This is a genomic window from Hallella mizrahii (assembly GCF_009695775.1).
GTDB lineage: Bacteria > Bacteroidota > Bacteroidia > Bacteroidales > Bacteroidaceae > Prevotella > Prevotella mizrahii.
The window spans coordinates 41,113-62,546 of the sequence record NZ_VUNG01000021.1 but is presented as its reverse complement, the minus strand read 5'-3'; the positions used below and the strand labels follow the sequence as shown (position 1 = coordinate 62,546).

17 protein-coding genes and 2 pseudogenes are annotated in these 21,434 nt (G+C 48.5%); 12 read left to right on the top strand and 7 right to left on the bottom strand.

Going from position 1 to position 21,434, the window contains the following annotated elements:
- Positions 1-548 precede the first annotated feature (548 nt).
- Positions 549-1,409 carry a helix-turn-helix transcriptional regulator gene (locus FYJ73_RS09090; RefSeq protein WP_206081750.1) on the bottom strand — a complete coding sequence of 287 codons (861 nt, stop codon included), beginning with the start codon at positions 1,407-1,409 and terminating at the stop codon, positions 549-551.
- Between the two features lie 352 nt (positions 1,410-1,761).
- Here FYJ73_RS09090 and FYJ73_RS09085 point away from each other — a divergent pair, with 352 nt between their 5' ends.
- From FYJ73_RS09085 to FYJ73_RS09065, 5 genes and pseudogenes are all read left to right on the top strand, one after another.
- Positions 1,762-7,878 (top strand): hypothetical protein, encoded by a 6,117-nt coding sequence (locus FYJ73_RS09085; RefSeq protein ID WP_154534390.1) that lies wholly within the window; start codon positions 1,762-1,764, stop codon positions 7,876-7,878.
- A gap of 66 nt (positions 7,879-7,944) precedes the next feature.
- A complete protein-coding gene (locus tag FYJ73_RS09080; protein ID WP_154534387.1) occupies positions 7,945-8,151 on the top strand; it encodes a toxin PIN in 207 nt (68 codons plus the stop codon).
- Between the two features lie 188 nt (positions 8,152-8,339).
- Positions 8,340-8,504 (top strand): annotated as a pseudogene (locus FYJ73_RS09075) (IS1380 family transposase); the annotation flags it as partial.
- 265 nt (positions 8,505-8,769) lie between these two features.
- A complete protein-coding gene (locus FYJ73_RS09070) occupies positions 8,770-9,168 on the top strand; it encodes a BamJ family beta-barrel-assembly machinery protein (protein WP_154534386.1) in 399 nt (132 codons plus the stop codon).
- 88 nt (positions 9,169-9,256) lie between these two features.
- Complete coding sequence (locus FYJ73_RS09065) at positions 9,257-9,724, top strand: hypothetical protein (protein WP_154534385.1); 468 nt, start codon at positions 9,257-9,259, stop codon at positions 9,722-9,724.
- 128 nt (positions 9,725-9,852) lie between these two features.
- On the opposite strand, the gene FYJ73_RS09060 is transcribed toward FYJ73_RS09065, so the two are convergent.
- The 6 genes from FYJ73_RS09060 to FYJ73_RS09035 all read right to left on the bottom strand — a co-directional run bounded on the left by FYJ73_RS09060 (position 9,853) and on the right by FYJ73_RS09035 (position 14,580).
- Positions 9,853-10,875: a YbjQ family protein gene (locus FYJ73_RS09060; protein WP_154534384.1), complete on the bottom strand. Its 1,023-nt coding sequence runs from the start codon at positions 10,873-10,875 to the stop codon at positions 9,853-9,855.
- Positions 10,876-11,247: 372 nt separating this feature from the next.
- Positions 11,248-12,072 carry an aldo/keto reductase gene (locus tag FYJ73_RS09055; protein WP_154534383.1) on the bottom strand — a complete coding sequence of 275 codons (825 nt, stop codon included), beginning with the start codon at positions 12,070-12,072 and terminating at the stop codon, positions 11,248-11,250.
- Positions 12,073-12,269: 197 nt separating this feature from the next.
- Positions 12,270-12,938 carry an AlkZ-related protein gene (locus FYJ73_RS09050; RefSeq protein WP_154534382.1) on the bottom strand — a complete coding sequence of 223 codons (669 nt, stop codon included), beginning with the start codon at positions 12,936-12,938 and terminating at the stop codon, positions 12,270-12,272.
- Positions 12,939-13,078: 140 nt separating this feature from the next.
- Complete coding sequence (locus tag FYJ73_RS09045; RefSeq protein ID WP_154534381.1) at positions 13,079-13,225, bottom strand: hypothetical protein; 147 nt, start codon at positions 13,223-13,225, stop codon at positions 13,079-13,081.
- 4 nt (positions 13,226-13,229) lie between these two features.
- A complete protein-coding gene (locus tag FYJ73_RS09040) occupies positions 13,230-13,865 on the bottom strand; it encodes a M23 family metallopeptidase (RefSeq protein WP_206081749.1) in 636 nt (211 codons plus the stop codon).
- Between the two features lie 85 nt (positions 13,866-13,950).
- Positions 13,951-14,580, bottom strand: a complete 630-nt coding sequence (locus FYJ73_RS09035; protein WP_154534379.1) for a glucosaminidase domain-containing protein — start codon at positions 14,578-14,580, stop codon at positions 13,951-13,953.
- A 217-nt stretch (positions 14,581-14,797) separates the two neighbouring features.
- On the opposite strand from FYJ73_RS09035, the gene FYJ73_RS09030 reads away from it, so the two are divergent.
- The 7 genes and pseudogenes from FYJ73_RS09030 to FYJ73_RS09005 all read left to right on the top strand — a co-directional run bounded on the left by FYJ73_RS09030 (position 14,798) and on the right by FYJ73_RS09005 (position 21,422).
- A complete protein-coding gene (locus FYJ73_RS09030) occupies positions 14,798-15,655 on the top strand; it encodes a DUF4099 domain-containing protein (protein ID WP_154534378.1) in 858 nt (285 codons plus the stop codon).
- Positions 15,656-15,683: 28 nt separating this feature from the next.
- Complete coding sequence (locus tag FYJ73_RS09025; RefSeq protein WP_028910096.1) at positions 15,684-15,893, top strand: hypothetical protein; 210 nt, start codon at positions 15,684-15,686, stop codon at positions 15,891-15,893.
- 23 nt (positions 15,894-15,916) lie between these two features.
- Positions 15,917-17,551, top strand: coding sequence for a hypothetical protein (locus FYJ73_RS09020; protein ID WP_154534377.1), 1,635 nt, complete (start codon positions 15,917-15,919; stop codon positions 17,549-17,551).
- A gap of 20 nt (positions 17,552-17,571) precedes the next feature.
- Positions 17,572-18,507 (top strand): annotated as a pseudogene (locus FYJ73_RS16230) (toprim domain-containing protein); the annotation flags it as partial.
- A gap of 837 nt (positions 18,508-19,344) precedes the next feature.
- The gene (locus FYJ73_RS15935) at positions 19,345-20,013 is read left to right on the top strand and encodes a hypothetical protein (RefSeq protein ID WP_235899301.1); all 669 of its coding nucleotides are present in this window, start codon (positions 19,345-19,347) and stop codon (positions 20,011-20,013) included.
- A gap of 11 nt (positions 20,014-20,024) precedes the next feature.
- Complete coding sequence (locus FYJ73_RS09010; protein ID WP_028910094.1) at positions 20,025-20,711, top strand: hypothetical protein; 687 nt, start codon at positions 20,025-20,027, stop codon at positions 20,709-20,711.
- A 6-nt stretch (positions 20,712-20,717) separates the two neighbouring features.
- Complete coding sequence (locus FYJ73_RS09005) at positions 20,718-21,422, top strand: antitoxin (RefSeq protein WP_154534375.1); 705 nt, start codon at positions 20,718-20,720, stop codon at positions 21,420-21,422.
- The last annotated feature ends 12 nt before the right edge of the window (positions 21,423-21,434 follow it).

Below are 21,434 nucleotides of genomic sequence, written 5' to 3'. Positions count from 1 at the left end.
CATTGGAGAATTATAGAAACCTATTGCCAGACCGTTGGCAACCTTCCACAAAAGACTAACAAAACTGGGCAAGCCTCCTCTCTTGATCAGTTTTTTTGTGGCAATACGTGAATACCGATACGCTTACTGTTTAAATAGCCTTATATCCGCACCACAATAGTCTCTAATATCTTATAACGTCTTGAGCAACAAAAAGTTGCTCAGGATTTGGCCATGTTAAAAAATCACTTAACTTGGTTGTGCAAAAACAAATTAGCAATTCATTAACACGGCAAGGCAGTTTGTACTTAATATCTACATGGAGCAGAATGCGTATGCGACCGTCTTCAAATCTGATTTCGGATAATGAAAGCAGACATGTTGAATTTTATAGCGGTGAGCTCCTAAACGCTTTATGGGGTAAGGGGATGTTGTACGCCAAAAGATGCCAATCGAAAGGATAGGAGCCGTTTCTAACTACAGATCACACTAACAAATGGATTTTGAGTCAAAATTGGCATTATCGATTTTTCTTGTGGATTTTAGGGGTTATAGTTCGGTTTGGGCTTTTAGCCATTTTCCTGAGATAAGAGGTATTCCCTGAGGTCGATGTCAGAAGACAGTTGCAACTTGCGGCGGATGTTGATGCGCACTGTCCCGATGTTGTTATCTGTCTTTCCCAACATCTCCGCAATCTCGTGCTTCGTCTTTCCTTTGATGATGAGCGCTGCCACGTTGAGTTCTGTCTTCGTGAGGTTTGGGAAATGCTCGGCGATTTTCTCACAGTCGCCTTTATGCTCCGCTTCCACAATTTTCGCTGCTTTGATCAGCCGTGCCTGGGCGGTAGGGTCGAGCCCGTCTAAGAAATGTACGAGCCGCTCATCGTTTTCCGTGTTTCCTTTCCACACTTGCAGGAAAGTGACAAGCTCGCTCTTCGTAATGCCGAAGGCATTCAGGAAGCTGTCCTGGATCGTCTTGTATTCCGTCCGCTCCTCCTGCAAGCGGGTGAGGGCAGTCTGGGAAAACACCGACATCACACAACTGAGAGTCGATACGACGGTGAACAACAGCCATATCTGCGTGCTGCACAGCGCCTGCCCCAGCGGAGGATAAAAATGGGCGAAAGCCAATGTGGGCAGTTGGATAGCTGTAACGATGACCGGCGATTTAGGTATAGAGGCCATAATCAACTGGAGGAGGATGATATAGTCGGCGACAAGATTCAGCATCATCACGTCATACGAAGCTAATTCAGGATGAAGGGTGAGGATGACGATACGTATCGACTGAAGTATTTGGCACCCTATACAAGTGATGTTGAGTGCCTGTGTGATATTGATCACATGCATGAGCAATAAAGCTAACCCTGTCAGCGTAAGCAAGATGAATACCGCCGTCACACCTTGGAAGAAAGGATGAGGCGACCCCATGATGTTAAAAAACTGCAGAGGCATGGTACCCAACACCATAAAAACGCCTAAAAGAAAAATCGTCAGGCGCAGTCGTTCCTCGCGGTTTGAAGCATAACAATGATAGAAACTGCGAACGAGATGCTTTAGTGATTGTAATGATAAAACGTTGCTCATACACCACAAAATTAATGCCTTTTTATCAATTTTACCCCATTTTACCCCTAAAAATTGCATTCGTTATTCAAATTTTTCATCAATTTGTTGAATTAAATCATGAGTTTGTCTAACTTTGCTTGAATTGCAGGGCGCACGCCTTGCGTTTCCATGCTATTAAGAGATAAGTAAATACTAATTAGATACTATTATAAATATGAAGAACTATTTAATTGATCGCTTACAAGCTCACGGCGAGAGTAGGATGAGAGAGGGGTACTTCTGTAATAGAACCCTTCTCTCTTCTCTTCAACTGTTGGCTGCCCTTTTGTTGTGCTGCTTCTATCAGCAATCGTGGGCTAAGGACGGTAACTTCGGTGGAGGTGACGGCTCTTCCTCTAATCCTTATCTGATAGAAGATGCCGCCGACTTAGGAGCTTTCCGTGATAAGGTGAATGCTGGCAATACATCAATTTGCGGTAAACTCACCGCTGACATCGACCTGTCAACAGTGTGCGGAGAAAGCATTGGATCGTGGGAGCCGATAGGCGTGATTAGAAATGGAAGTGGAGCAAATCTAACAAGCCTTTCGGAATTTACCGGTACATTCAATGGTAACGGCAAAAGCATTTCTGGATTATATGTTAATTATCAGAAAATTCAAAATAGAACTACAGATTATCAAGGACTATTTGGTTACAATGGTGGAGAGATACAAAATTTGCATGTAAACGGATATTATCTTCCTAGTGGCTGTGCCGGAGGTATTGCAGCCTGGAATTTGGGCAAAATTATCAATTGCTCATTCAGCGGCAGCTTTAACCACAAAGGTGATTATATTGGTGGTATTACCGGCCATTCAGCTGGTGAAATCATCAACTGCTGGTCAGATGCTAAAATATATGCACAACCGAATGACAATGGAGGTATTTGCGGTTACAGTGAAGGCAGTATTAGTAATTGCCTTTTTGGGGGTAAACTTATTAATAGATATTACGTTACGAAGGATGCCAATCCTACGGAAATACCATATTACAATAATAACAGCATAGTCAGTGATGGATCAAAAGGCACCATCTCCAACTGCTACTATCTCAACGGCACAGATTCCAAAGCCACTCAGGTTACTGCGGACCAGCTCAAGAGTGGCTACGTGGCTCAAGCCTTACAGAACGGGAATAACACGTATGTGTGGGGACAGACCATCGGCACTGATACAATGCCGCGCCTTACTTCCGTAGACTCGGCACAAGTGTATTTCGTGAAATATCTACAGGGCAGTACAGCATTTGACTCACTCTACGTGAACCGATACAATACTCTCAATCTTCCGACCGCAGAGAGACTCGCAGGCAGCAACTACAGCAAGTATCTTGTCTACACCCCAGCGTATAAGGCGGTAATTGACAACTCTGAGACGGAAGTAACGAAGGACACGAAGGTCACTGCTGACATGCAGGTGACATGCAGCTACACTGTGTCACCTGGCCTTAATGGCAAGGGCACTACCGATTATCCTTACCTCATTAGTACTGCTGAAAACCTTGCCGCTTTCCGCGACTACGTCAACTTAGGAAATACGGCAATCTGCGGTAAACTCACACAAGACATCGACCTGTCGACAGTATGCGGAGAAAGCATTGGGTCGTGGGAGCCTATAGCCTCAGGTTATAAACTTGAATATAGGGGAACTTTTAACGGCAACAGACATGCTATCAAGTCTCTTTACTTCAAAAAGGATAATTATGGTACTGAGGGGCCTTTAGGTCTTTTTGGAAACCTCTACAAACCTGGCATTGTAGAAAATCTACATGTGAACGGAGCTATAACAGTAAACATTACATCTGAAGCTGTTCATGTTGGCGGTATAGTAGGTGTAAACTCAGGAATAGTAAGTTACTGTTCGTTCAGTGGTAAGATATCTGATTTTGGAAAGACAGGTCAGCAATACGGTGGCATTGCAGGATTGGTATACAAGGGTGGTCAGATAATTAACTGTTGGTCAGATGCAGAAATATCAGGGCATTCTGGTGTCGGTGGCATAGCTGGTTTTGTTAGTAATTATACTAATTCCGATACCGAGATTACTGACACTTCTAAAATAACCAACTGTCTATTCACAGGTAAAGTAACTGGCTCATCGGGTGTTAATGCAATAGCAAAATCCTATGGCGCCGTCACCAACTGCTACTACCTCAACGGTAGCGATGAAAATGCTACAACAAAGATAACTGCTGATCAGCTCAAGAGCGGATATGTGGCTTATGCTTTGCAGAACGGCGCTGAAACGAACATCTGGGGACAGACTATTGGCACTGATACCATGCCGTGCCTCACTTCCGACGAGGAGGCACAACTGTATCGTGTGATCTATACTCACGACGACATCGCTTTCGACACTACTTTCGTCAACAGGAATAAACCGCTGAACACTCTACCGCTCGCAAAGGATTTCCTTGGCAGCAGCTACAATCCAGGACTATCGTATACCGTTTCATGCAGTGAGCTCACTTCTGATGGCACTACCGGCAATGCCGTGACTACAGAGACTCCAATCACAAGCGACCTCACACTCGCTTGCACAGCAACGATCAGCGGTCTTACGCTCCCTGGCTCCGGAACCATCGAGACTCCTTATGAGATTGCGTCCACGACAGACCTCTTAGCGTTCTGCGACTATGTGAATCTTGGTAACACAACAATTAAAGCAAAGTTCACAGCGGATATTGATTATGGTTCCGTAAAATCGGTTTGGCCGATGATCAATAACTTTGCTGGTACACTCGATGGTAACGGACATACGTTATCCAACTTCAATCAGGGCGCAGGCACATGGAACCCTCTCTTTTCTTCTATCGTGACAGGCGGTGTAGTGAAAAACCTCACCCTTGATAAAGCTCGAGAATTAATACAAGGCAATGAGGGAAGTGCTCTCGTTGCAAGATCGAATGCCGGAACTGTAAGCGGCATCTTAGTAAAGAACAGCCTCGTGCAGTGCGGTAATTACAATAACCTCGCAGGTATTGTAAGCAAGAACTCAGGTACAATCATCGACTGTGCAGTCATAGGCACGACCATCCAGCATATCTGGAGCGGTGCTAACACGAAGACACTTGCCGGTATCTGCGGATACAACAATCCCACGGGTGTGATCAGCAACTGCTTTACCGCTAACAATATTTACTCGCAATACAACCCATCTTATTCGGCTGACGAAGGATCCTCATCCATCGTAGTACGTAGCAGTGGCACGGTCATTAACTGCTTTGCCGATGTATTCCTACCGAAGGATTCTCTGGCTCCAAGAGCTACCCTCGTCACAGCTGCCCAACTCCAGAGCGGTGCCATTGCCCGTGCCTTGCAGGCTGGCCGCACCGATGCCGTATGGGGCCAGACGCTCAACACTGATGACACACCGATGCTGACAGGCAACGACTCGGCACAGGTTTACCTCGTGAAGTACCTGCAGGGCAGCACAGCCTTCGACTCAATCTATGTGAACCGCTACGACACACTCAACTTGCCGACAGCCGAGAAGATTGCGGGTGGCAGCTACAGTAAGTATCTCGTCTATACCCCCGCGTATAAGACGACAATCAACGACACCAAGATGGAAGTGACCAAGGACACGCAGGTTACTGCCGACATGCAGGTGGCATGCAGCTACACGGCTACTCTTGACCTCGAGGGCTCCGGCACCACCGACGAGCCTTATCTCATCGGCACTGCCGAGAACCTTGCCGCATTCCGTGACTACGTGAACTTAGGCAACACAGACATCAGCGGTGAACTCACCGATGACATCGACTTGTCAACCGTGTGCGGAAAGAGTATTGGGTCGTGGGAGCCAATAGGAGTGATAAGAAAAGGAGAAGCAGCAAGGAATCTAACAGACTATTCGAAATTTACCGGTACATTCAATGGTAATGGCAAGAGTATTTCTGGCTTATATATTTATGCATCGGTAAATAAAAAGAGTCAACCTTATCAAGGGCTATTCGGATACAATGGTGGAGAAATACTCAATTTGCATGTAGAAGGTTATATCTATTCTGGTGAGTTTTCTGGAGGAGTTGCAGCTTATAATGCTGGCAAAATTGACAAGTGCTCATTCAGTGGAAATTTTAATAAAGACGCAGAAGGAATCGGTGGTATTGCCGGTTATTCATATGGTAAAATCAGCAACTGCTGGTCTGATGCAAAAATAAAGGCGGGCCAGGCGAGCCAATATTATTGTGGTGGTATCTGTGGCACTGGTGATTGGAAAAGCGGTAGTATCGTTAATTGCCTTTTTTATGGAAATCTGTTTCATCTAACCTTAGATAAAGAGACTCCATATTACAATAATAACAGTATTGCCGGTTACTTTCTTGGCACCATATCCAACTGTTACTACCTCAACGGCACAGATTCGAAAGCCACTCAGGTGACGGCGGAGCAGCTCAAGAGCGGCTACGTGGCTCATGCCCTGCAGAATGGCGGCAGCACGAATGTGTGGGGACAGATCCTCGGTACCGACACCGTGCCATGCCTCACGGCTGCCGACTCGGCACAGGTCTATCTCGTGCAGTTCCTGAAGAACAACGTCGCATTCGACACGCTCTTCGTGAACCGATATAATAAGTTTAACCTGCCCACAATACAGGAACTCGCGGGCGACGGCTACGACGCAGAGTATATCTATAATGTCAGTTACAATACGACGGACGGCGACAATGAAGAAGTTGCCGTGACCGCCGATACGAAGGTGCTTGCCGACATGAAGGTGAACTGTGTGCTCAATGTGGGTATCAACCTGAATGGTGACGGCACAACGGAGAATCCTTTTCTGCTGAGTACGGCTGAGGACCTCGTCAAGTTCCGCAATTTCGTCAACAACGTCAGAGGCGATGTCAGTGCCAAACTCACGAAGGATATCGACTTGGTCTCTGTTTACGGCGAAGGGACAGGATCGTGGAAGGCTATTGAAAACTACAATGGTACATTCGATGGCGCTCATCATACGATCAACATCGGAAAACACGAATATCAGGAATATCCCGGTCTGTTTGGTGTCATCAACAGCAATAGCAAGATAACCAACCTGCATGTTGAGGGCATCATCACAGACAGCATATCCAGCAATGACTATAATGGTTTAGGTGGTATAGCCAATATGATGGTTGGTGGCCTCGTAAGTAACTGTTCTTTCAGTGGTAAACTAAAGTGTGCAGGTTTAGGAGGCGGTATCGTGGGTAATGTTACGAAAGGTGGCAAGATAACCGACTGCTGGTCGGATGCCGATGTCTATGCAGAAGAAGTTTCCGGCGGCATCGCTGGATCCTTCGATTACCTTTCAGCATCTAATAAAGACAACATAATAAGTAATTGTCTTTTCCTTGGTACTGATAAAAGTGACTGGATGTATGATCCTATCATTTATTCATTTAATGACGATGATAGAAGCGACGGCACTGTCAATAATTGCTATTACATTAACAGTGATTTTTCAGCAAGTGGGGAGCTTGTTACCGTTGCCCAGCTCAAGAGCGGCTATGTGCTCGGCAAGCTCGGATCAGCCTGGGGCCAGACCTTAGGCGAGGACACGATACCAACGCCCTGCAAGGAGAGCAAGAAAGGATCAGCCAACTATATCTACCATGGCGCCGACGGATGGACGTGCGACGACTTCCGGATCACTGACGGCACTGCACTGCCGGTTGGCTTGGAGTTCCTTGCCAAGAAGTTGACCAACAGCCGCACGTTCAGTGAGGGATATTATACGGTTTGCCTGCCCTATGACCTGCCCGTTCCTGTGAACACCACTTACAGTGATTTCAGCAATGTAGATGATGCCCATACTACGGTGAACTTCACCACAGGCTCGGGTAATATGCTCTCTGCTTATCAGCCCTATATGATAAAGGTGACGGATAGGTCCGTGAATCTGGGCGGTGAGAATATCAGTGTGAGAGCACAACCGGCGTCGACATCCTCTACAGTCTTCGTGGGTACTGTAACAGGCTTGACGAATGAAGAGGCCGCTAATGCCGGTGCTTACATCCTGCAATCCGACAACTATTGGCATCCGATAAAAACGGAGAATGCCAATGCTACTATTCCCGCTTACCGTGCATACCTTGTCCTGCCATCGGCATCCGCAGCCAAGAGCTATCGCTTTGTCGTTGATGGCGTTTCCACCGGTATCAGTTCCGTCAACGCAGGGAGCAGCATCAGCAGCGGTGCCGTTTACGATTTGCAAGGCCGGAAGATAGCCGACAATTACGAAGATGTCAAGAACAGCCTTGCTACCGGTATCTACGTGGTCAACGGGAAGAAGATTGTGAAGAAGTAAGCATATATTCCATTTCTAAAGAATAAGTTATCATCATTAAACAACACCGTAAATAATAATCGCATTATGAAGAAGAAAATATATCTGTCACCCAGTATCAAGGTAAAGGCTGTTGAGCCAGAGGGCATCATGGCCGGTTCAGGTTCAATTACAATAGGCATCAGCGAAGAGCCGGCCACGGGAGCCGCAAATAGCAAGGGCAACAGTTTCATCACATCAGATGAATCTTCCTCCTTTGGAAGCGGCAGTCTGTGGAGCGGCAGTGAAGAATAATGTCTTGTACCTAATATCCGCACCACTATAGTCTCTAATATCTTATAACGTCCTGAGCAACAAAAAGTTGCTCAGGATTTGTCTATGTCAAAAAAATCACTTAACTTAGTGGTGTAAAAACAAATTAGCAATTCATTAACACGGCATGGCAAAAATACAAATTCTATCAATTCCTTGTGCAGGCAAAGGACTTGAAGCCATTTGGTCTTAAACCCACGAGCAGACTGAAAGACTTCACCTTCAAGTTCATCACTGTGCCCGCAAAGTGGATTAAGACGGCAAGGCAGTTTGTACTTAATATCTACACTGAGCAGAATGCGTATGCGACCGTCTTCAAATCTGATTTCGGATAATGAAAGCAGACATGTTGAATTTTATAGCGGTGAGCTCCTAAACGCTTTATGGGGTAAGGGGTTGTTGTACGCCAAAAGATGCTAATCGAAAGGATAGGAGCCGTTTTTGTCTACAATTCTCACAAAGAAATAGATTTTGGGTCAAAACTGGCATTACAGGCTCTTCTTGCGGATTTTAGGATATAATATTGCCAGTCAAACTGAAAAAAGTGGTACCTTTGTAAATGTAAAGATAAGATAGTAAAACCACAAAATAGCAAGCATAATGTCTAAGCGCGAATACATTATTGCCAACCGCAAGTGGTTGGAGGATAAAGCCAAGGAGGAGGGCGTTAAAGCGCTCCCCAAAGGCATCTATTATAAAGTATTGAAGGAGGGTAAGCCTAACGGGGCACAGCCTCAAAGACGAAGCATCGTCACCGTTCACTACACCGGCTGGACCATCGACGGCAGGAAGTTCGACAGCAGTCGGGGCAGCACGCCGATTGCCATGCGACTGAGCGACCTGATAGACGGATGGATCATTGCCCTGCAGCAGATGCACGTCGGCGATGAGTGGGAGCTCTATATCCCGGCAGAGATGGGCTATGGCAAATTCTCGCAACCCGGCATCCCCGGCGGTTCCACGCTCATCTTCGACATTGAGCTGATAGGGGTGGCGTAAAGAGCTATTGAGTCCAACATGATGTAACAAGGCATTAATGCCAAGTTATTAGTCATTATCAACATTCTTTCTTTACTAACATAATTCTATGAAATTAGCTGATTTTCTCTCTGATAAGTCAAAGCAAGCGTTGAATGAAATTCGCAAATCCTATTCTAAAGAGGACTCCATTGGCGAGATAGACAGAAATAATTTGAAATTGGTGGATTACTCATTCGCTAATAATGGTGACGAGCAATCAAAAAAAATCTCTAAGGCAGCAAGAAACTTCGATCGCCGAATAGAGTGGCAAGCGAAAAAAAAGAAAAAAGCTGAACTTCGACAAAGACTGAGAGAAAAGAAAGAAGCATATATATTAGCTAAAGAAACAGAAAAGATAAAGCAGGCACTCGGAAAAAGTAGAACCATAGATACAAGAGAATATAGAAAAGAAGAGAACAATAAGAAGCAAAATAGGATTAGAGTTGAAAATGGTAATAAAATTTATCCTACCTCTACTACCAATAGCTTAAAGGCGTGGCCTATTCCTATGGGTGGACAAAACAAGCGGTACTAACATTTTATGCAATCCAGCCATGAGAAGTTTGACCCCATTTTTTGATAATTCTATAATCAACACCTTCTGCTTCGCAGCTTTTAATGCTGCGAAGCAAAAGATATTGCCCAAAACCAACAAGTGAACCCTTAGTTTCCGCTTAGTTCTTTCTTGATAACTTGAACCTTGGTTTTGAAATTCTCTACTATTTCTCTGTCATCAATAGTAAGTCCTCGAACATCAGTTCCACACGTAGGACAGCAATTATTCTCTGGTAAATATTTATGACCATAGGGACATATAATAATGTCGGTTTCCTTCCCAAAGAGTCCAAGCTTTCCTTTGGTATGCGTAGCGATGTCAGGAAGTTCCTCGAAACCTTTTATAATCTGCTCCATGATTGCCACATCTTCCATATTATAGTATGGCTTATCAGCCGCTAAGACATCAATTGCAAGGTCCTTGTCTTTGGAAAGAAGATCAAGGACAGATTTAGGATCAAACAAGCTGCATCCAATTATAAGTTTTGCAATAGCTTTGTTCTGAGGATAATACTTATACACAATTGGAACAACTTCTTGTTCCTGCAATAATGAAACAAGCTGTTTAGTCTCTTCACTATAGTTTAAGTTCCCGTCTTTTCTGAATATTGGGTAATAATATTGGAAGATGTATTCCAAGTAATCACATGAAGGGTTAGCAAGCATTTGATTACAATCGGAAGCAGTTAATGCTTCATGTGAAGAGAGCTTCTTTAAAATCTTATTCTTTTCCACAACTCTCTTTACATTATCAGCACTTATTATACTACCATTGTCGGACAATTTTATGTCTTCATTCAGATTTGCTACACAAGCTGTACCAGTAGCACTAAGCATAAACATGGATTTTCCCTTTCCTGAGAGTTCGTCAAAATCCACATTAAAACTGACAATAGCATTCCCTCCCATAAGCATTGTCTTACGCTTCAGTTCTTTGATGGCGCTTTCATACATTTCATTCATCCTCTTTTGGTAGGAGTCAGATGTTCCACCAAAGAAATCAGTGAGAGATGCGGCGAAGTCCGAAATGACATTGGCACCAATAACGATGTTGGCATTCACTACACCAAGATATTCTTGGATTTTGATGCCGTCAAGCAATGGTGTCGTCGTAACCAAAAACCTTTTCATAGTTATTCGTATTTATTAATACAAAGGTACACAATTTGTGGGAAACATTTGCATCGATAAGAAGGAAATTCAAGTGAGACCTTCAATAGAAGGAGCAGACATGGTGTTCATCGTCGTAAAGACAAAATAGAGGTCTACCACCCATAAAACTTTCCACCGTCATCGCACATCTTCTCCCAGTCGGACTTACCGATATAAGTCCAACGAGGGAGTTACTTCTGGTTGTTCCTGTTTTCTCGGACTCAAAAGATGAGCAAAAGGAAGGTGAGGTCCAGCCTTTGACATAAATATTCAAATAGAACCGTCGTTGAAGAACATCGCTTTTAATTTCTTTTCTTCCCTAATGATATGATATGTTTAAGTTTATTCTGTCTAAACTTCGTACCTCAGCGCATCCGAGGGCCATCCCGTGACATTCCTGCCAGTGTCAAGCAAGCGGATCTCTTGGAGGTCATCATCTGTCAGGGTGAAGTCAAAGAGATTGATGTTCTCCATCATCCTTTCCTTGTGCGTCGTCTTGGGGATAATGACAATGCCGTTCTGAATCAAGAACTTCAAGGCTATCTGAGCGGATGTCTTGCCGTACTTCTCGCCAATCCGTAGCAAAGACTTGTTCCTGAAGATACCGTGCTTCCCCTCTGCCAGCGGACTCCATGCTTCCAATGCCGTGTTGTACGGCTTCAGGTATTCCAGCATCTTCCTTTGCTGATAGAGCACATGGGTCTCGCATTGGTTCACAACAGGCATCACCTTAGCATCATTTACAATCTTGGGGAACGTATTGGGATAGAAGTTAGATACACCGATAGCCTTGAACAGACCTTGCTCATAGAGTTCTTCGAGCGTATGCCACATGACGGTTGGATTTCCGACAGGCCAGTGAATCAGCATCAAATCCACATAGTCAAGTCCCAACTGCTTCATGGAATGGTCAACTGTGCGCAGTGTTTCCTCCCTCGTATAGCAGGAATCGCATATCTTGGTCGTGATGAACAGTTCTTCACGGAGAACACCGCATGCCCGAACTGCATCACCAACGCCCTTCTCGTTGCAGTACATAGCAGCAGTGTCGATACTCCTATAGCCTACCAATACGGCATCTTCGACCACTCTCTGGGTTTCCCTCTCGGAGATATTATAGACACCTAACCCGACCATCGGCATTTTCAGTCCATTGTTCAAAACCTTATATTCCATATTACTTCTTTTTAGTATGTTGATGCCTTGATTCAACATAAATTCCGATTTATTTGATTGACATACTTTTTATACCCACTCAAAGTTGACCTTTCCAGCACCTACCTCAAAGTGGTATTTGGCAATGCCCAAGTCCATACGCCTATATGAAAAACTATATATCAATAAAGAAAGTTTAACTAATGATCTACATAGAGTCAACCAATAATTCTCAGCAGCTGCCTATCGGTAGCCTCAGGTAACATCGTCTTCAGGTGATCAAATATCTTTTGAAAGGATGCTTCAGGGGAACAGTCACATCTGCAAGCATCAGCACCATAAAGTTCCTCGGGCGTATTTAGCAATGACCACCCCCAGCCATATTCGCGGTTGTGTTTGTCATGCGGATAGACGAAATCCTCAATCACAATGTACGTTGCCATCTCCAACCTTGTCAGATAGTTGTCAAACTTGCTTCGCATACCTTTCCCATTGAAGCCGCATGCATCGCGAAGTTCTCTTGTAATTATACTGCCCTTGGAATGAAGCATACTGAGAATGGCTTCTTCTATCGAACCGTCTGTGGGATATGGATATTTACTTCTTCTGTAATTGCAGAAATCCGGCCACCACTCTTTGCTGATGAATCCCGCTTTCTTATTGAAGAACTTTCCATACATACATGGCATCTCCGTCACAATCTCTCCCTTCCATTTCCATAGTGGCCATTCCCATCCACCTTCGGATAGAGCAACATACCCACAATCCTCATCGACAATTTCTTCGGCCGAAAAACCGACGATGCCACTGTCGAGCAACGGCAGAAAACCGATCTGCTGAATCAATTCCATCAGACCCGATGCTGAATAAATCTCCGGAAACTCCATCTTCTTTGTTCTCTTATATTACATGTCGTACTATTGGAAACGTCACACGCTTCTGCAATGATACTAAATGAAATGCCGTACGTTTCGCCACAAAATTACGAAAAAAGTAATAATCCACAAGAATACCAAGGTAGAAATATCTACCACCCATAAAATTTCCCACCGTCATCGCACATCTTCTCCCAGTCGGACTTACCGATATAGGTCCGACGGCGGCGTTTTTTCTGCTTGTTCTTGCCTCCCCGCCAGATAAGCAGGATGAGGACGAGGATAAGTATGACTCCCATGATGTTACTTGTTTGTTAGTTGTGTGGTGATGTATTCAAGAATGAGCGCCGGGTCAAAGTATTTCCCTTTGTTACCTCCCCAGCGGCATGAGACGTGAAGATGCGGACCTGTAGTGTTGCGCCCACTGTTTCCGCTGACGGCTATCGGCTGCCCTGCGCTGACACGCTGCCCTGCAACGACCAGTATCTTGGAGAGATGGAGGTAGGAGCAGACGAAGAAACCGTGGTTGATCGTCACATAACAACCGCCCTTGATGGAGTAGGACGCGGTGGCGACGGTTCCCGGCAACATCGAGAACACCGGTTCGTAATGCGCCTTCAAGTCCAATCCGCTGTGCATCCTTCTCCTGCGCTTGTCCATCGGATCCATGCGTAACCCGAAGGGCGAGCTGACGCTGATACGCTTGAGCGGAAGAGCCACCATCGGCAGATAAGCTCTCAGACTGTCAGCGGGCGGCAGCATGACGTCAGCATCATCGATGGTGTCACCTGGCTCATCATTCTCTGATTCGCCAAGTTCTATTGCCTTTTCCGGATGTTTTTTGAAGCCCTCTCCAATCGTATTGAAGGGAGAGGTTTTACCCGTCTGCGCATGGCCGTCGACTGCCATCAGCCAACCAGCCAAAACGAGTGTGCACATCCCTGGCTTATATTGCAAAGATACGAAAAATCTGTTGATTCTCAAAATTTTACGACTGATATTTGAAGTACTTTTGCGCATTTTATCACCTTGTAACTACATCCTTATAAATGCTCTTGACCATCCTTGCCAGTTTGACGATATACCGTGGGTCTTCGGCATAGCCAATCCTTTTGAGGAACTGGAAGTAGTTGCCACCCTTGTACCTGTATTGTATCATCCGCTGATACGCCACCACGCTGTCCTCCCATCTGTTGAACCGGAAATATTCCCTGTTCTTACTGTCGTACAATCCAAAGAGATTGTTGTACTCCTTGCAGACGTTAGAGGAGAAATGACCGGTTTCCAACAGAGCCTGGGCAAGGACGATCAGCCCATTTGACAAGCCCACTTCCCTGATGACCTCCAAAAGGTTGAACATCGTCAGCTCCCTTTCTTTCCAATTTCTGTAGCTGCGCATCCTCGGAGCTTTCTTTACGGGAGCTGCTGGCTTCGGCATCTCCGTTTTTGCTTTCTCTGATGGAGTGTCAGGCGGCTCCGAACTTTCTGCTGCCAATGTATCACACGACATGGGCATTTCTACATGGGCAGTAACAACCTTTCCATGCCGTTCGCCTTCGCCAATGGTATGGAAATAACCCGATGCTGTCTGTGCCCGGCAGGGGACAAGACAAGTCATCAGAAAAACAATTTTGAGCGTGGTTCTTATGATCATGCCACAAAGATAGCACACAAGAGAGGCTTGAAAAGAATTACACGCTGACAACCCGTACTATTGCACAGTTATTAGCTGGATTGGTTCGATTTAGTATTCTGTTTAGAACCAATATATCAACATATTATGCAATAATGCTGATTTTTTGCTTGAACTTAGGTACAAGCCGTAATACTGCTTAATTTTGCTATCGTAATGTTCACCAAAAAGCATACTTATGCCATACAAACCATTCCATAGAGAGGAATATCCTCTCGACATTCTCAGTGAGTTCGGACTGACCGAGGAGATGATTTACGACCTCCCGGATTATGTCCACGAGCGTCTTGAGTCAGGGCTGAAATCGCCGTTGCTGCCCATCAGCATCCGGCAGCCGTTCGGACTCACTCATTGCTACGCCAAGTTCTGTCTGACGGAGACAGAGGACGGCATCGACGTTCTGTTCTCGCCCAAACTGAAGGAGGCCGATCTGTCGTCTTTCACCGACAAGGAGCGCAGTCTGCTGCTCGCAGGGAAGGTCATCGTCTCCGACATCGAGGAGACGCTCCTGTCGTCTGACGGGGAGGAGAGTACCCAAAAGATAAAAGCCTTCGTGCAGCTCGACCGCGACACCAACGGCGTGGTCTATTCCCCGACTCAGATCATCGGCCGCAACCTCATGAACATCAACAATGAGTTCGACCTCACGCCTGAGGACATCCTCAGCTTCCAACACGGCGGACTCGTCACGACGACCTTCCTCGACCGCGACGAGCGTATCACCATCGGCCTCGACCTTTTCTCCGAGAACGGCGTTGTCGTCGTAGCCGGTGATGCCAGCCGATGGGAAAAGATGGTACGCCGTCAGATGCCGGAATACTCCTTTGGCAACGACGGCTGCTGGGTCAACAGAGGCGGCGTCCTGTCCTATGTTCCCGAAAACGAGTTCACCCAGGACATCTGCGATGCGTTGCTCCGTCAGGCCCAACGCTATGGAGTAGGCATCGACGAGCAGCGTGACAGCGACGGCTACTCCTTACAGCGCAGCTACCTCCCGTCTAACGAAGAGGCGCGGCAGCTCACGCGTTCCTGCTAAATTATTCACCATTCAAACTGATACTTTTATGAACTACCCGGATTACGACACATTACGCGAGCAGTATGAGGCTGGCAACATCAATGCCGTTGATTTTGTCACCCTCCAGTCAAAAGAGATGACAGAAGACTATGAGCAGTTCTGCCATGACAATGACATCTTCCCTCAGAGTGAGGAAGCCGCCAAGAGTTTCCTGGACTTCCGCGAGGCTCTGTTTGAGGAATGCATCAGCAATTAGTAACCCTTTTACCCAACAACCCTATGAGCATCCGATCAGAAGCCATGTCTTACCGCGGCGACCTGTCCTACGAGCTCCGAGAGCTGCTTCGCAAGAACGGCATGAGAGCCCAGCTCGCTGTCGAGCAGGACCGCTATAAGCTGCTCGTGCAAGGCCACGACTCGCCAATGATAACCTACGACATCAGCGAGCAGCAGTTCCGTGCCCTCGGCGACGGTGGCAGCAACTACGCCAACAAGAAAGCCTACAGGACTTTCAACCAGATTGTCGGCAAGGACTTCGACGTGCCCTCGTCCTATATCTCCGCCCGAAGCGTCAACAGCCGTGTGGCCATGGGGCTCCACGGCTACCGTGAGCATCCTGATGCCTTTCATTCCGATTTCATTCCGACAGCTTACGGCAGGTCGTTCCTTGGCTGGGCTCCCACCAGGCAGCCCGGCATGCACCTCCGTCGCATGGCGGGTGTAGCCGTCGTGCCGATGGTGGCCGACCATACCGACGGCCGTCTGCGTCCGGGAGAGCTGAAAAGTGGCGGCTACGGCTACTACTACAAAGGAGGCCATGCCGATCCCTTGCAGGAGATGCAGAACATCCTTCCGCAGACTGTCAGCCGTCCCCGTCCGCAGGAGCCTGCCAAACCCTACAAGGAACTGATCACGTCCAATGTCTATTTCAGCAATGAGAAGTGGCAGCAGGTACTCTCCTCCCATGGAATCCTCGTCGATGCTGACAAGAAGACACTGACCATTCAGTCTCGTGCTACCCAGCAGGATTTTGTTTATGACCTTACCGACAGTGAGGTGAAGAAGCTGACCGACAACTCACTCAAGTCAACGCCCATGAAGGAGCGCTTAGGCATCTTGAACCGAGTTATCAGTGGTGATTTTCAGGACAAGATCACGATGGACACGCTCAACAGTCGGGAGACGGTCTCCCTCAGGTTAAAGCCGGAGGTCGAAGCACAGCTGAAGGCCCGTATGGTTGCCGACGATAAGATTCAGCTCACGACTGACCCATTGGCGCAGCAGCACCATGCACCGACTCTTGACCCCGAGCTGGGCTATGCCAACGGCCGTGACCTGGAGGCGATGAACGACCGCAAGGGCTGGTACCGTGAGGGCAAGCACGGCAGAGATGTGGAAGTCGGCGACATTTGGGTAGAGAAGACTCCTACACTCGACAACGCCCAGAACAAAGACATGGAGCAGGAACAGCGTAATAAGGAGCAGAAATTCACTTATCGGATGTGCGCCGTCATCAACGGTGAGGTCATCAGTCATGACATCAGCAAGAAACAGTATGACAAATACATGGCCGTGGACGACTACCAGCGTCAGCGCATGATGTCGAAGGTCTTCCACGAGGTCGATATGAAGACCCGTCCGGAGATGCGTCAGGGCTTCAACCTTGGAGCCTTCGTCGGTGCCGGTCTCGCCGCCCTCAGCGATGCCACTTATCTCGGTGCCGACATCGCCCACAATGTAGAGCACATCAAGCATCCCCATTCCGCCCCCGTGTTCCATCAGGAGGTTCACGGCACCGGCCGCATCTATGTCAAGCCCGGAGTCGACTCCCCGCAGGACATTGCCGAGCGTGCCTTTGATGCCGGACTCCACGCGGGTATCAATGCCCGTGACATGGGAGGATTCAGCCGATAAACCATTAGCAACAGATAAATATGCCACTGACATACAACGACTTCCGCGAGCGCATCGACATTCAGGACGTGCTCCGTGACGCCGGTTACCACCTCAACCGTCGTGACGGACTGCGCTGGCCGTCGTATGTGAGGGTCGGCAGCGACGGCAGACGTGTCTCTGGTGACAAGTTCATTGTCACGGCCAACGGCAAGGGCTGCTTCCATCCGCCTGAGCAGAAGGTCTACAGTGTGGTGTCGTTTATCATCCATCACCCCGACCTCTTCCAGGAGTTCCGGCCCGGGATGAACACCCACCACCTCGTCAACCTCGTTTGCAACCGACTTCTCAACCAACCCATCGACAGATCCATGCACAACATCATCGAGCCCCGTCGCCAGGCCAAGCCTTTCAGCGTCAAGGACTATCAGTTCACATACTTCCAAAAACTCAGAGCCGAGAACATACGCAAATTCGGACAGTTCTTCAACAGTCGCATGATCAAGCCTTATGTTCAAAGAGCCTTCTCGTCTTACTTCATGCTTTCAACGAAACAAGTTGAAAATGAGAAGAATATCCACCGTACCAACCTTGCCTTTCCGCTGACGGTTCCCGGTGGGAAGGACATCGTCGGACTCGAAGAGCGTGGCCGTCCGCGTCTCGACGGGTCCAGCGGTTATAAGGGCAAGGCCCTTGGCAGCAACGCCTCGGAAGGACTGTGGATAGCCAGTCCCAAGGGCACCGAACTGAAGGATGCCCGCCATGTGCTGTGGTTCGAGAGTGCCTACGATGCCATGGCTTACTACCAGCTCCACGCCTGGAAGAATGAGGAGCTGCGCCGTGCCGTCTATCTCTCCACCGGTGGCAATCCCACGGTCATGCAGTTCCGTGGGGTCATCAGGGAAGCGCCCGAGGCCTGCCATCACCTGTGCTTCGACAACGACATGGCAGGAAGGCAGTTTGCCGAGAACTTCCATACCGAGCTGCGTCACGTTCGCGAAGGTCTGCCCAAGGTCGGCGAGGACATGAAGGACTATATGGCCTCCCTGCGGAATCCCGATAATCTGCTCTCCGGCGACGAGTACCGGCTGCCCAAAGACTTGCAGGATGCCTATGGACTATATGAGAATGAAGCCGACGAGCTCTATTCCATGAAGACATCAGGGCTGTGTCCTGACTTTGAGATAGAGGAACAGACACGCAAGGCTATGCGGCTGCATGAGGAATACTACAAAAAGCTGACAGACAAGCTCTGTATCGGTCAGGAGCAAGGCCGTCTGAAGGAGATAGGCACCTACGACATTCCCGACTGGGCGATACCAGCCTTGGAGAACGGCGACTATGAGGGATTGACAGAGGAAGAAACCGACGCTCTGAACTGGTTCCTTGACGAGCATTTTCCAAAGGGCTTTGTCTCAGACGTAAAATGGGACGACATCAATGAGTTCAATACCCGTCCCGCCTTCGGCACACACGATCCCCATGCGCTTACTGATAGGGGGGAGTCGCCTTATCAGGCTGTCAAGACCTATGCCGTCCGCTTCTTCGATCCCCAGCGACGTGACGGTAAGGCACTGCCCAAGCTGACCGTCGTGCGTGAGGTTCCGCCCGATGGTTCCAAGGACTGGAACGACATGCTCTTCCAAAAAGAGATGGAACGTATCAAAACGGAAATCCTCGGACCTGATGGCGAGAAGAAGGTGGCCTCCGGCATTGACCTTGACGGCGACGGTGAGGTGGAACTCAATGAAAGCGACGAGAAAAAACAAGCCGGGAGACAGAGGATAGGCTATACCAGCATCCTCATCCTGCTGATGCTCCTGAACTTCACCGTCAGGAGTCATGCGCAAGCAGTAACCGCCAACCCCGGTGAGCATACCATTCTGGCTGCCGGAAACAGTCTTATCAACGAGACGGTCGGCAAGGAAGCCGATGCGCAGCGTGGCACTGCCATCCTGCAAAGCACCATGGCGGCGGAGTTCACGACGATGAAAGGTTGGGAGAAGAAGTACAACAGCTATCTGAAGACCGCCAACGGCTATGCCTCCGCTCTGAAAGCCGCCACACATATCTATGACGACGGGCTCCGCATCCTCATCACTCTCGACAAGCTGCGCCGTGCCATCAACAACAACCCTCAGGGCATTGCCGCAACAGTGAGCATGAACAATCTCTATATCGAGACGACCACGGAGATGGTTTCCGTCTTCACCCTGCTGAAGGATGCCGTGGCCAAGGGTGGCGAGAGCAATATGCTCACGGGTGCCGAGCGTTCCAAGACGCTGTGGGAACTCGAAGACCGACTGTCGTCCTTCTCCCACAAGCTCCGTCAGCTCTATCTCAGCATCCGCCATTACCGAATGGCAGATGTCTGGAACCGTGCCACAGCCGGGATGATAGAGCGCGACCGCCGCGACGTCGCCCTGCAGTCGCTGTCCCACTGGAAGCGCTATGCCAAAGAAGTAAGTCTGTATTCCAAGTAACACCCGGTAAGATGAAACACATCGTATTACTCCTGTTACTCGCTGTTCTCCTTCCACTGCCCGGTCATGCCCAGATTGATCCCATTCTGACGGGGATGATCATCGAGTACACGAAGAAGGCGGAGTCGCAGTACAACGCACAGATCAAGCTGATGGGAGCCGAGTCGGCCGGACATATCTGGCTGAACGAGGAGGTCGCTGCCACAAAGGACCTGCAGAAGCAGTTTGACGACTACCTGAGCACTTTCCGAACGACCATCTCCTATGCTGCCCAGGCCTATGGTTTCTACTTTGAAGTCAACCGACTCTGCGAGCACATGGGCAGTCTGTCGAAACAGATCAGCGAGGCGCCTGCCAACGCCATTGCCGTGGCTCTTCACAAGAAGCGCAACGACATCTACATCAGCATCCTCACCAAGAGCATGGGCATCATCAACACCATCCGCGAGGTATGCCTTGACAAGAAAATGACCGAGCAGCAGCGCATCTCCCTCGTGTTCTCCATCCGTCCGCAGCTCAAGGCGATGAACCATCAGCTGGCGATGCTCACCAAACTGGTGCGGAGTACCACGATGGGACTGGTATGGCACAATATCGAATACAACTCACTGCCGCACAGGGAGGGCAGGGCCGGACTCATCGAGGAGTGCCTTGACACCTGGCGCGTGAACGCAAAACATGTGAAACCCAAAAAATGAAGCACTATGGGATGGTTATCATTACTCACTAAGGCCGCTCCCAAGTTGTGGCGCAGCGGACTGAAGGCCACTTCCACACTCTGGCAAGGCGGCAAGGCAGCCACGGTCAACGTCGCCAGTGCTACTGCCAAGGTAGCCTCCGCCGCTGCCCGCAACCCCAAGACAACCATTGTCGGGGGTGTAGCCGCCTTTGCCGGTTGGCAGAAACTCACAAACTCCGACGAGTCCTATGGCACCGCCGTGGGCAAGACGCTGCGCAAGGGTGTCGACGGCACGGGCGACTTCTCCCACGATGTCGTCAACGGCTTCACAGGCAAGAACACCGTAGAAGATGTCAAGGACACCGCTTCCAATGTTCTCACCGGGGTGAAGGAAACCGCTGAGGAGGCCAAGGGAGTGCTCGGCACCCTGGGTGAGACACTACGTGGCATCAGCCACTTCCTCGGAAACCTCTTCGGCGGCAACGGCACGAACATGTTCGGCAACTTCCTCGACAACCTCGTCCACGGCAAGGTGTCGGGCCTGAGCATCGGAGCCCTTATTGCCGCATCGTATCTCATCTTCGGCCGCACAGGACTCCTTGGCAAGATCGGCGGTGCCCTCATGGCGATGATGATGGTCGGCAACAACTCTCAAAAGCAGACACCGTCAGTTGCTCAGACAGCGGAAAACGAACTGGCAAGGGAGCAGCAGACTGGTCTCAGACGATAACGATTAAACAAA

Bases quoted from the DNA above. Each gene is read 5' to 3' on its own strand.
- FYJ73_RS15935 (WP_235899301.1), top strand. From the start codon at position 19,345: ATGCTCCTGAACTTCACCGTCAGGAGTCATGCGCAAGCAGTAACCGCC.
- FYJ73_RS09025 (WP_028910096.1), top strand. From the start codon at position 15,684: ATGAACTACCCGGATTACGACACATTACGCGAGCAGTATGAGGCTGGC.
- FYJ73_RS09080 (WP_154534387.1), top strand. From the start codon at position 7,945: ATGAAGAAGAAAATATATCTGTCACCCAGTATCAAGGTAAAGGCTGTT.
- FYJ73_RS09070 (WP_154534386.1), top strand. From the start codon at position 8,770: ATGTCTAAGCGCGAATACATTATTGCCAACCGCAAGTGGTTGGAGGAT.
- FYJ73_RS09030 (WP_154534378.1), top strand. From the start codon at position 14,798: ATGCCATACAAACCATTCCATAGAGAGGAATATCCTCTCGACATTCTC.
- FYJ73_RS09040 (WP_206081749.1), bottom strand. From the start codon at position 13,865: ATGTGCACACTCGTTTTGGCTGGTTGGCTGATGGCAGTCGACGGCCAT.
- FYJ73_RS09050 (WP_154534382.1), bottom strand. From the start codon at position 12,938: ATGGAGTTTCCGGAGATTTATTCAGCATCGGGTCTGATGGAATTGATT.
- FYJ73_RS09085 (WP_154534390.1), top strand. From the start codon at position 1,762: ATGAAGAACTATTTAATTGATCGCTTACAAGCTCACGGCGAGAGTAGG.
- FYJ73_RS09055 (WP_154534383.1), bottom strand. From the start codon at position 12,072: ATGGAATATAAGGTTTTGAACAATGGACTGAAAATGCCGATGGTCGGG.
- FYJ73_RS09060 (WP_154534384.1), bottom strand. From the start codon at position 10,875: ATGAAAAGGTTTTTGGTTACGACGACACCATTGCTTGACGGCATCAAA.
- FYJ73_RS09045 (WP_154534381.1), bottom strand. From the start codon at position 13,225: ATGGGAGTCATACTTATCCTCGTCCTCATCCTGCTTATCTGGCGGGGA.
- FYJ73_RS09005 (WP_154534375.1), top strand. From the start codon at position 20,718: ATGGGATGGTTATCATTACTCACTAAGGCCGCTCCCAAGTTGTGGCGC.
- FYJ73_RS09010 (WP_028910094.1), top strand. From the start codon at position 20,025: ATGAAACACATCGTATTACTCCTGTTACTCGCTGTTCTCCTTCCACTG.
- FYJ73_RS09090 (WP_206081750.1), bottom strand. From the start codon at position 1,409: ATGGGGTCGCCTCATCCTTTCTTCCAAGGTGTGACGGCGGTATTCATC.
- FYJ73_RS09020 (WP_154534377.1), top strand. From the start codon at position 15,917: ATGAGCATCCGATCAGAAGCCATGTCTTACCGCGGCGACCTGTCCTAC.
- FYJ73_RS09065 (WP_154534385.1), top strand. From the start codon at position 9,257: ATGAAATTAGCTGATTTTCTCTCTGATAAGTCAAAGCAAGCGTTGAAT.
- FYJ73_RS09035 (WP_154534379.1), bottom strand. From the start codon at position 14,580: ATGATCATAAGAACCACGCTCAAAATTGTTTTTCTGATGACTTGTCTT.